The organism is Pseudomonas sp. XP2 (assembly GCF_053557975.1).
The window spans coordinates 108,811-118,408 of the sequence record NZ_JBNRIK010000012.1 but is presented as its reverse complement, the minus strand read 5'-3'; the positions used below and the strand labels follow the sequence as shown (position 1 = coordinate 118,408).

The 9,598-nt window shown below is 63.9% G+C and carries 7 protein-coding genes; 1 reads left to right on the top strand and 6 read right to left on the bottom strand.

The window, feature by feature from the left end; genetic code table 11:
• Window positions 1–61: 61 nt before the first annotated feature.
• Window positions 62–1,435 (bottom strand): MFS transporter, encoded by a 1,374-nt coding sequence (locus ACK1VC_RS15090; RefSeq protein ID WP_016486027.1) that lies wholly within the window; start codon window positions 1,433–1,435, stop codon window positions 62–64.
• Window positions 1,436–1,724: 289 nt separating this feature from the next.
• Here ACK1VC_RS15090 and quiC point away from each other — a divergent pair, with 289 nt between their 5' ends.
• Window positions 1,725–3,632 (top strand): 3-dehydroshikimate dehydratase QuiC, encoded by a 1,908-nt coding sequence (gene quiC, locus ACK1VC_RS15085; protein ID WP_060518764.1) that lies wholly within the window; start codon window positions 1,725–1,727, stop codon window positions 3,630–3,632.
• Between the two features lie 59 nt (window positions 3,633–3,691).
• Here the strand turns inward: quiC and ACK1VC_RS15080 are convergent, their stop codons facing one another.
• The 5 genes from ACK1VC_RS15080 to ACK1VC_RS15060 form a co-directional block, all read right to left on the bottom strand.
• Entirely contained in the window at window positions 3,692–4,360 is a 669-nt protein-coding gene (locus ACK1VC_RS15080) for a class I SAM-dependent methyltransferase (RefSeq protein ID WP_024717695.1), read from the bottom strand.
• 289 nt (window positions 4,361–4,649) lie between these two features.
• Window positions 4,650–5,435 carry an ABC transporter ATP-binding protein gene (locus tag ACK1VC_RS15075; RefSeq protein ID WP_016486030.1) on the bottom strand — a complete coding sequence of 262 codons (786 nt, stop codon included), beginning with the start codon at window positions 5,433–5,435 and terminating at the stop codon, window positions 4,650–4,652.
• An 11-nt stretch (window positions 5,436–5,446) separates the two neighbouring features.
• The gene (locus ACK1VC_RS15070) at window positions 5,447–6,202 is read right to left on the bottom strand and encodes an ABC transporter permease (protein ID WP_016486031.1); all 756 of its coding nucleotides are present in this window, start codon (window positions 6,200–6,202) and stop codon (window positions 5,447–5,449) included.
• A gap of 10 nt (window positions 6,203–6,212) precedes the next feature.
• Entirely contained in the window at window positions 6,213–6,965 is a 753-nt protein-coding gene (locus ACK1VC_RS15065) for an ABC transporter permease (protein ID WP_060518762.1), read from the bottom strand.
• 196 nt (window positions 6,966–7,161) lie between these two features.
• Window positions 7,162–9,591 carry a TonB-dependent receptor plug domain-containing protein gene (locus ACK1VC_RS15060; RefSeq protein ID WP_449117978.1) on the bottom strand — a complete coding sequence of 810 codons (2,430 nt, stop codon included), beginning with the start codon at window positions 9,589–9,591 and terminating at the stop codon, window positions 7,162–7,164.
• Window positions 9,592–9,598: the final 7 nt, after the last annotated feature.

The following is a 9,598-nucleotide window of genomic DNA, read 5'->3' as shown; positions in this document are numbered from 1 at the left end:
GGCGGTCTTTGTGGGAGCGGCCTTGTGCCGCGAATGGGGCGCGAAGCGCCCCGGCGGTCTATCAGTGGCTCACCGCCTGAAAGCTACCCTTGCGGCTCGCCTCATACGCTGCCTTTTCCATCGGCTTGGCGTTCGGGTTACCCAGGTCTTCCATCGCCAGGCGGTGGGTTTCCGGGGCAATGTAAGCGGCCAGGGCGCACACGCAGGTGATGAAGAACGCCAGGCTACCGACCACCAGCGGGATGTTGTCCGAGCCAGGCGGTGCAACCAGGGCGAACAGCGCGGGCAGCATGGCGGTCAGCATGGTGCCGATGTTTTGCGCGATGGCCATGGCCGAAACGCGGTAGCGGGTGTGGAACAGCTCTGGGTAGAAGCTTGGGAACACCGCGTTGTAACCCTGATACACCATGCCCCACATCACGATCGAGGCGGCGAATGCCATTGGCACGTTCTGGATGCTGATCGCATACAGGTAAACGAAGGCCAGCAGGCCAGAGCCCAGGCAGCCGGCGATCATGGTCGGGCGACGGCCGATCTTGTCCGACAGGTTGCCGATAAACGGAATCACCAGTACCGCGACGATGTTGCCGACCACCGGGATCCACAGGTACACGCTCTTGTCGAAGCCGATGCCATAGGCCGGCTGCACCGCGTAGGCTGCGCCGAAGATGGTGGCCACCACCGGAATCACGTTCATCAAGGCCATGAACATCACCAGCACCATGTGCTTCCAGCTGTGACGGAAGGCTTCGCTGATGGGCGACTTGGCAACCTTTTCCTGCTTCTCTTCCTTCACGAATGCCGGGGTTTCATGCACTTCCTTGCGGATGATGAAGCCTGCGATCAGCACGATGGCGCTCATCAGGAACGGAATGCGCCAGCCCCATTCGGTAAAGGCTTCGCTAGGCATGAAGTAAGCCAGTGGCAGGAACACTGCCGCCGCCAGCACCTGGCCGGCCTGTACGCCTTGCAGGGTGAAACTGGCGTAGTAGCCTCTTCGACCGAACGGCGCATGCTCCATGATCATGGAACTGGCCCCGGAGATTTCCCCGGCCACGGCAAAGCCCTGGATCAGGCGCAGCACCACCAGCAAGGCTGGCGCGAGGTAACCGATGTCGTGGTAGGTGGGCAGCAGGCCTACCGCCATGGTCGACAAGCCCATCAGGAACATGCACAGCAGCAGTACGTTCTTGCGCCCGCGGGTGTCACCCCAGTGGCCCAGCACGAAGGCACCGACCGGACGCGCCAGATAGCCCACACCGTAGGTGGCCAGCGAGGCGATGATGGCCATTTTCGGGTCGGTATTGGGGAAGAAGATCTGTGGGAAGATCAGTGCAGCGGCCTGGGCGTAGATGAAGAAGTCGTAGTACTCGAGTGCCGAGCCTATCCATCCACTGGCGGTCGCTTTTTTGGCTTGCGAGCTGGAGTGAGCCATCGTTGTCTCCGTTGTTATTGTTGTTTGCGCAGGTTCCGCCGTTGGTTAGCCAGGGCAGGAGGCAGTGGTCGGTATGCCTGCGTCTGTGGTCCATGTTGACCACGGGCCAGCGGTCTAGCAATTCGTTAAAACGGGTTTTGTGCGATAATCGAACGCAAAACTAACCATTCCGTACAAAGGGATTGAAGCGACGACTTTACCTGCGAATAATTGATCGTGCCATAAACTGTGACAGTGGTTTTTTTACCCGACTGGCACCGTCATTTTCTAACAACAAGGAACTCCCGCCATGCAGCGTTCGATCGCTACCGTGTCCTTGAGCGGCACCCTGCCGGAAAAGCTCGAAGCCATCGCCGCCGCCGGTTTTGACGGCGTCGAGATCTTCGAAAACGACTTGCTCTATTACGCTGGCAGCCCGCGCCAGGTGCGCCAGATGTGCGCCGATCTGGGCATCGCCATCACCCTGTTCCAGCCGTTCCGCGACTTTGAAGGCTGCCGCCGCGACCGCCTGCAAAAAAACCTCGACCGCGCCGAGCGCAAGTTCGACCTTATGCAAGAGCTGGGTACCGACCTGGTGCTGGTGTGCAGCAACGTTCAGGCCGATGCCCTGGGTGACGAACAGCTGCTGGTCGACGACCTGCGCCTTTTAGCCGAGCATGCCGGCAAACGTGGCCTGCGCATTGGCTATGAAGCCCTGGCCTGGGGCCGCCACGTCAACACTTACCAGCAAGTCTGGAACCTGGTACGCCAGGCGGACCACCCGGCCCTCGGGGTGATCCTCGACAGCTTCCACACCTTGTCGCTCAAGGGCGACCCGAGCGCGATCCGCGACATCCCAGGCGACAAGATCTTCTTCGTGCAAATGGCCGACGCGCCGATCCTGGCCATGGATGTGCTGGAATGGAGCCGTCACTTCCGCTGCTTCCCGGGGCAGGGCGAAATGGACATGGCCGGTTTCCTGGCGCCGATTCTTGCCACTGGCTACCGCGGCCCGCTGTCGCTGGAGATCTTCAACGATGGCTTCCGCGCCGCGCCCACCCGGCAGAATGCCGCCGATGGTCTGCGGTCGCTGTTGTACCTCGAAGAACAGACCCGCTTGCGCCTGGAGCAGGAAAACACGCCGATCGAACCTGGCGTGCTGTTCACTCCACCAGCGGCCAGTACCTATGACGGCGTGGAGTTCCTTGAGTTTGCAGTCGACGAAGCCGTTGGGGCGCGCCTGGGCAGCTGGCTCAAGCGCCTGGGTTTTGCCGAAGCCGGCAAGCACCGTAGCAAGGAAGTGCAACTGCTGCGCCAGGGCGATATCAACATTGTCCTGAACGCCGAACCGTACTCCTTCGGCCACAACTTCTTCGAGGCCCATGGCCCGTCGCTGTGCGCCACCGCGCTGCGGGTCAACGACCAGCAAGCCGCCCTGAAGCGTGCCACGGCCTTCCGCGGGCAGCCGTTCCGCGGCCTGGTCGGCCCCAACGAGTGCGAAGTGCCGGCGGTGCGTGCGCCGGATGGCAGCCTGCTGTACCTGGTAGAGCAGGGCACCGCCGGCCACACCCTGTACGACACCGATTTCAGCCTGGACAAGGATGCAGCGGCCACTGGCGGCCTGCGCCGCATCGACCATATGGCCCTGGCCCTGCCAGCCGAGTCGCTGGACAGCTGGGTGCTGTTCTACAAGAGCCTGTTCGGCTTCGCCGCCGACGACGAAGTGGTGCTGCCCGACCCGTATGGCCTGGTCAAGAGCCGCGCCCTGCGCAGCCAGTGCGGCACTTTGCGCCTACCGCTGAACATCTCGGAAAACCGCAATACCGCCATCGCTCATGCATTGTCCAGCTACCGTGGCTCGGGGGTTCATCACATCGCCTTCGATTGTGCAGATATCTTCCGTGAAGTGGCGCGTGCCAAGCTGGCAGGTGTACCGCTGCTGGAAATCCCGCTGAACTACTACGACGACCTGGCGGCGCGCTTCGATTTTGATGACGAGTTCCTCAGCGAACTGGCGTACTACAACGTGTTGTACGACCGCGATGCTCAGGGCGGCGAGCTGTTCCACGTGTACACCGAGCCGTTCGAGGACCGTTTCTTCTTCGAGATCATTCAGCGCAAGGGCGGCTATGCCGGTTACGGTGCGGCCAACGTCCCGGTGCGCCTGGCGGCCATGGCCAAGGCCCGCAGCGGCGCGGCGCGCAAGCCGGTCCTCTGACCCCGACGCGGTCGGTGCAGGAGTGGCGCAAGGCTGCTCCTGCACCGAGCGTGTATGCCTCAGGGGCGCTCAGCCACCATCAACAGCGACTGCGGCACCGCACTTTGCGGGTGCTGTGGTTCCTGCAAACTGACCAGCCGCAAGCCGGCCATGTCCAGTGCATTCAGCCAGCTGGCCAAAGTCCGGAAGTACCACGGCATCGGTTGCCAGTCCCCGGCAAAGCCGGCAAAAGACTCCTCTCGCCAGCCATCCTGATAGTCACCGCCCGCCACGCTCCAGGGGTGCAGGGTCTGGATCACCAGCGCCCCTCCTTGCACAAGCAACTCATTCATCGCCGCCAACAGCGGGATGATGTCCTGGTGCAACAGCGCAAAGTTGGCACAGACCAGGTCATAGCCCTTGCCCACATAAACCTGCGTATCGGCAAGCTGCGCATAGCTGGCCAGGTGCACTTCGGCCGAGCCCGCAGCGCGCGCGGCCTCTACCAGTGCCCGGTCGCCATCGACGCCCACGCTTTCGATACCGCGGTCGTCCAGTGCACGCAGCAGCCAGCCCTCACCACAGCCCAGGTCCAGCACCCGTCCGGGCTGGCGGCCAAGGATGGTCAGCAAAATGGCCTGGTCGGTAACTTGCCGACGGCTCTCGATGGCGCCACTGCGCACGGCGTCGATCCAGGCCCGGGCGTTGTGTTGCCAACTGTCGAGCAGGGTGCTTTCAGGGTCATGCATGGTGGTGCCCCTGTGGGTGAATTTGCGTGTATCCACTGATGGGCAGGCATCGCTGATGAAGACGATCTGGTTGTCCCTGTCGACCACGAACACGGTGTCCAGCCTCAGGTGGATGAGCCTGGGGTACAAGGCTTGAAGGTCTACGCGCATGGGCAGGACGTCCGAGGCATAGGGCCCGATCATAGCCTGAACTTCAAGGACGCAGCTATTGCTTGAGGATACGCTGGTCGACGTGTTTGGTGCGTGTGCGAAGCTCCTTGTTGAGGTCCAGGCACAGTACCGTTCGCGCTCAATGCCCCACCAGCTCGCCCAGTAACCGCTGCTTGTACCCCTGCAACACCTGGCTGTCCCGCTGGCGCGGGTGCGGCAGGTCGATACGCAAATCCTCGCGAATGCGCCCCGGGTGCGCATCCATGACGAGCACCCGGTCACCCAGGTACAGTGCTTCCTCGATGTCATGGGTCACCATGATGACCGTGCAGCGTTCCTGCACCCAGATGCGCTGCAGCTCCTGCTGCAACCGTACCCGGGTCAAGGCATCCAGTGCGCCGAGCGGTTCGTCCAGCAACAGCACCTTGGGCTTGTTCACCAACGCCCGGGCAATTGCCGCGCGCTGGGCCATGCCCCCGGACAGCTGGTGCGGGTAGGCCTGCTCGTAACCACTCAGCCCCACCAGTTCGATGTGCTCGGCTACCAGGCGGTTTTTCTCCTCTGCGGGGAGCGCATGGTTTTTCAAGGCCAGGGCAATGTTCTGCTGCAGGGTCATCCACGGGAACAGGCGGTGGTCCTGGAACACGATACCGCGCTCCAGGCCCGGCCCGCGCACGGGTTGCCGGTCTAGCAGGATCTGCCCTTGGTAGTCCTGGTCGAGGCCGACGATCAGCCGCAGCAGGGTTGATTTGCCACAGCCGCTGGCGCCGACAATGCTGACGAATTCGCCAGGACGGATGTCCAGGTCGATGCCTTCGAGCACCGGTACATGCTTGCCTTTGAGCGGGTACGCCTTGTTCAGGCCGCGAATGGTCAGCGCGCCAGTGCTGGCGGTGGTGGGTAAAGCGTGAGCGATGGCGTTCATGGTCGGGCCTTTCAATGGTTGGTGCGCCAGCGCAGCAGGCGGCGGGTGAGCAGGGTGCACAGCCAGGACATCAGGTAGCCACTCAGGCCGATGCACAGCACACAGACCACAATGATCTCCATGCGCGCCGCAGCTTCGGCGTTCATCATCAGGCTGCCCAGGCCGGCCCCGGCAGACAGGAACAGCTCGCTGCCCACTGAGGTAACCCAGGCGAAGGCCAAGGCTTGCAGCACCCCGGCGGCAATGCCTGGCAGTGCGGCGGGCAACAGGATCAGCCAAAGCTGCTGCCAGCGGCCGAGCATCAGCACCCGTGCCGCTTCGCGGTGCTGGCCTGCAACCTGGCGCAGGCTCTCGAAGGTGTTGAGCACCATCGGGTACAACGCTGCCAGGCTTACGATGAGCAGCTTGGCGCCTTCGCCGTTACCCAGCCACAAGGCGATCAGCGGGATCCAGCCCAACATCGGCACCTGGCGCAAGGCATGGAACAGCGGCGCGATCAGGCGGTTGGCGGGTGTGGACAGGGCCATCAACGCACCCAGCCCGACACCGCCGACCATGCCGATGGCCAGGCCGCTGCAGGTGCGCAACAGGCTGGCCCACAGGTTGACCAGCAATTCGCCGCTGCCCAGCAGTTCGGCCAGTGCCGTACCCACCTGCGCCAGTGGCACGAACGCATAGGCCCCGGCCGCCCCTTGGCGCGAGGCGTACTCCCAGGCGCCGAGCAGCAACAGTGGCAGTACCAGGCCACGCAAATCAGCTCGTTTCATCACAGCCTCCTCAACGGCTTTGCCAGGCGGACAAGTGTCGTTCCACGCGGCGCAGGGTGTAGTCCAGGGTGAAACCGATCAGCCCCGTCAGCACCACGCCAACCATCACTACGTCGATGCGCAGCATCTGCCGGCCCATCTCGATCATCTGCCCTAGGCCACTGTCGGCTGCCAGCAGCTCGCACGCCACCAGCACCACCCAGGCGCGGGTCAGGGCCACGCGTATGCCGGTGACGATCGCCGGCACCGCAGCGGGCAGGGCGATCCGGCCTACCAGCGTGGGCCAGCGCAGGCGGTACACCGCCGCCACTTCGAAATGGCTGCGTGGGATGGCGCGGATACCTTCGCAGGTGGCCAGTGCCACCGGGAAAAACGCAGTCTTGGCGACGATGACCACCTTGAAGGTTTCATCCACGCCAAACAGCAGGACGAACATCGGGATCAGCGCAATGCTGGGCACTTGGCGCAGGGTGTGGAACAGCGGTGCGCAGTAGGCCTCCACGGTCTTCGACAAGGCCAGCGCCGCGCCGAAACCAAGGCCTGCCAGTGCGCCGCCGGTAAAGCCCAGGGCCAGTCGCGACAGGCTGCCAGCCAAGTGCTCTTGTAACTCGCCGGTGGCCAGCAGGTCGGTGAGGCTGTGCCACACCTCCAGCGGCGGGATCAGCAGGTTGGCCGGAAACAGCCCGGCATTGGCCACCACCGCCCAGCAGGTAAGCAGGGCCAAGGGGGAGATGAACCAGGAAAGATGAGGGAGCACGCGCATGGCTGGCCTTGGGAAAGCAGAAGGTAAAGGTGTATCGCAAGAGCTGTGCCAGGGGGCGGGAGCCCCGTATTGCGGGGCTGGAGGGCGAGGGTGATGCTTGAGCAGCAGCGAGGTGCTGCTACAGCAGCAGTCAGTCAGCAGCATCGGTGCTGGATTCTTCGCGGGCGAGCCCGCGAAGAAGACAACCTGGTTTCAGCTAGAAGTCGTAACTCACGCTGGTGTAGTAGAACGCTCCCTGCGCCCCTTCCGGGCTGGTGATGGAATACTTGGGCACGCCATACAGCTGCGCACCTTCCAGCTTGTCCGGGTGGCTGTCGAACAGGTTGATCGCGCCCGCCGACAAGGTCAGGCCCAGGTCGAAGCGGTACGACACGTCCAGGTCGGTCACCCACTGCGGGCTGAAGGTCTGGTCCAGCGTGGGGTTGGCAGCGTTGCGGTTCTTCCATTCACCATAACGGCGCTGGGCCACGGTGACGCTCCAGCCGTCATACAGCCAGTTGGCACTGAGGGTCAGCTTGTCCTCGGGCGTGCCATCCTCGATCAGCCCCTGGGTGTTGCGGCCAATGATCTGGTTGCCGGGGATGCTGCCCACATCGTCCAGCCCGGTAATGCGGGTGTTGTTGCGCGCGTAACCGCCGTTGAAATCCACGCGCCCCCAGCGGCCCGCATCCAGCTGGTAATGGCCTGCCAGCTCGAAACCGTCGGTGCGGGTGTCGGCAATGTTGGTATAGAACGCCGCGCTCTGGATGTTGGCGTAGGGCGTACCGGCGAAGATCGGGCCTACCACCGCTGCAGGCAACTGGTCGGACAGGGTGATGCGGTTGTCGATGTCAATACGGTAGGCGTCGAGTGTGACCGAGGCGTTAGGCAATGGCCGCCAGACCAGGCCCACGGAGAAGTTGGTCGACTCTTCCGGTTTCAGCGCCTTGCCTCCGAGCAAGGCTGCCTCTGGGCTGTCGGCGCGCAGGGTGCGTTGCTGCACCTCGACCCAGTTGCCACTGCCCGGTGGCTGTTCCACCACCTGCACACTGAACGACGACAGCCCGCTCTGCACCAGCGAAGGCGCACGGTAGCCGGTGCTGGCGCTGGCGCGTGCGGCGATCTGCGGGGTGAAGTCGTAGCGCAGCGACAGCTTGCCGTTGGTGGTATCGCCAAAGTCCGAATAATGCTCGCTGCGCACGGCCACGCCGGCCTGGAATTTTTCGGTCAGCTGGGCTTCGACATCGAAGTAGGCACCGATCACGCGGCGGTCCAGTGACACGGCATCGACCTGGGTGATGCCCGAGTAGTAGCCAGGGATGCGTCGGCCGGTGATGGGGTCGATCGTATTGAACAGCGGCCCGTTGGACCAACCGGCGGCGTCGCCTTCGCTGAGGTCGTAGTGTTCCTGGCGCCAGGCCAGCCCGGCGGAAACGGTCAACGGCTTGAACAGCCAGTCGTTGGCGAAGTCACGGGTCCAGTCCAGGGTCAGGTTGGTCTGGTCGGCTTCGCGGCGGCCGGTGTAGATGGTCGAGGGGCTTGCGCTGCCCCAGCTGGGGTTGATGGCGTCGCGGTCGGTGGAGTCGACCCGGTTGTCGCCGTAGTTGAGCGCCAGGTCGAATTTGCCCAGGGCCTGGTCCTCGAAGCGCAAGCCCCCGGTGACGGCAACGTCTTCCAGGCCGTAGCGGGTGACCGGCAGGCGGCCGTCCGGGTAGCGCGCCAGGGCTACGCTGCCGTAGTTGTTGCGCAGTGTGGTGGGCGGGTCGAAGAAGTTCTCTGCATCGGTATTCTTGTGCGCATAGGTGGCGAAACCGTAGGCGCTCAGCCCCTCGCTCAAACCCATTTCGGCGTTGGCAGTGAAGTTGTACTGGTCCGAGACATTGCCCGAACCCCAGCGCCAGTTGCGGTGGCGGTTGTTCTGCTCGCGCGGGGTATCGATGCGGGTGGAACCGGGGTAGAACAGGCGGTTGTCGTCGCGGGTGTCGCTGGCAGGGTCTTGGCTGCCGGCGTCGAAGGCCAGGGTCAGGAAGCCGTCGTTGGGCAAGGCAAAGCCCTTCCAGCCGCTGAGCTTGCGCTGCAGGCCGTCGCCTTTTTTGTAGCCGCCGAAGCGGTAGCCGGCGTTACCGCCTTCGTCGCGCTCCTTGAGGACAATGTTGATCACCCCGGCAATAGCGTCCGAGCCGTACTGGGCGGCCGCACCATCGCGCAGGATTTCTACCCGTTCGATGGCCGACAGCGGGATCAGGCTGAGGTCCACGGCTGCCGCGCCACGGGCGTTGACCAGGCCCTGACGGGTGACGTTGGCACTGGTGTGGCGGCGCTTGCCGTTGACCAGCACCAGCACCTGATCCGAAGCCAGGCCGCGCAGCGAGGCGCCCTGCGCGATGGAACCGGCAAAGGCGCCCTGGGGCGACTGCGGGAAGCTGAACGAGGGCGAAAGCGCGGTGAGTGCTGCGGACAGGTCGCTGGCGCCGGTTTCCTGGAGTTTTTCACCGCTCAGCACATCGACCGGGGCGGCGCTTTGCAGGGCGGTGACGTCGCTGCGATGGGTGCCGACCACGACCACGGTGTCGAGGCGGTCTGCGGGTTCGGCGGCGAATGCGGGCACGGCGAGGCCGGCGATGGCCAGGGCGATGGCGCTGGCCAAGGGGTTG

Excerpts from the sequence above, each read along its gene's own strand:
- ACK1VC_RS15070 (WP_016486031.1), bottom strand. The coding sequence starts at position 6,202 with ATGAAACGAGCTGATTTGCGTGGCCTGGTACTGCCACTGTTGCTGCTC.
- ACK1VC_RS15080 (WP_024717695.1), bottom strand. The coding sequence starts at position 4,360 with ATGCATGACCCTGAAAGCACCCTGCTCGACAGTTGGCAACACAACGCC.
- ACK1VC_RS15065 (WP_060518762.1), bottom strand. The coding sequence starts at position 6,965 with ATGCGCGTGCTCCCTCATCTTTCCTGGTTCATCTCCCCCTTGGCCCTG.
- ACK1VC_RS15090 (WP_016486027.1), bottom strand. The coding sequence starts at position 1,435 with ATGGCTCACTCCAGCTCGCAAGCCAAAAAAGCGACCGCCAGTGGATGG.
- quiC (WP_060518764.1), top strand. The coding sequence starts at position 1,725 with ATGCAGCGTTCGATCGCTACCGTGTCCTTGAGCGGCACCCTGCCGGAA.
- ACK1VC_RS15075 (WP_016486030.1), bottom strand. The coding sequence starts at position 5,435 with ATGAACGCCATCGCTCACGCTTTACCCACCACCGCCAGCACTGGCGCG.